General features: G+C 66.9%; 1 protein-coding gene and 1 pseudogene. Both read right to left on the reverse strand.

What is annotated here, in order from left to right; genetic code table 11:
* Positions 1-193: pseudogene (locus B1964_RS09265) on the reverse strand (hypothetical protein); the annotation flags it as partial.
* Entirely contained in the window at positions 186-323 is a 138-nt protein-coding gene (locus B1964_RS30395; protein ID WP_172398792.1) for a hypothetical protein, read from the reverse strand. The pseudogene B1964_RS09265 and the gene B1964_RS30395, both read right to left, overlap by 8 nt.
* Positions 324-553: the final 230 nt, after the last annotated feature.

Raw genomic sequence — 553 nt, forward strand, 5'->3', positions numbered from 1 at the left:
ATGCCGGGGAACCGTTCGGCGGCGAGTGCGCAGTTTCCGGCGTGGGTCGGGTGGTCGGGCGAAGGGTCACACTGCCCACCTCGTCGCCGAGCACGACGGCCATGACCGCGTGCCCGGCCTCGTGGATGGCGATCGCGTATTCCTCGCGCTCACGGTTGGTGAGATCGCGCAGGGTCAGCTTCTTCTTACTCATCGGTGCCCTCCTGGGGGTCGGTGATGCCATGCGTGGGTCGCGCGGCGAACAGGTCGAGAATCGCGGCGCTGAACTCGGGGCCGTTGCGGGCGGCGTCGAGTCGTTCAGTGAGGGTGGGTTGATAGGTCATGTGTTGTGCTCCTGTGGGTTTCGAGACCCGACACCGACGAGGCGGCCCGAAGCCAGACCCTCGTCGGTGTCGGGGAGAGCGGCGGGAAGCAAAGGAAAACCACCGCTCTGTTGTCGCCAGGTGGTCAGGTGAGCCAGGCGGTCGCGATCGCCGCCTCCCAACCGATGACGACGGATCGTTCGGCGATCGCGAGGAATTGGTTGCTCGGGGCGTCGACCGTCTCCCGGACC

Origin of the sequence: Gordonia sp. i37 (assembly GCF_002043085.1) — a bacterium.
GTDB lineage: Bacteria > Actinomycetota > Actinomycetes > Mycobacteriales > Mycobacteriaceae > Gordonia > Gordonia polyisoprenivorans.

Bases quoted from the DNA above. Each gene is read 5' to 3' on its own strand.
- B1964_RS30395 (WP_172398792.1), bottom strand. From the start codon at position 323: ATGACCTATCAACCCACCCTCACTGAACGACTCGACGCCGCCCGCAAC.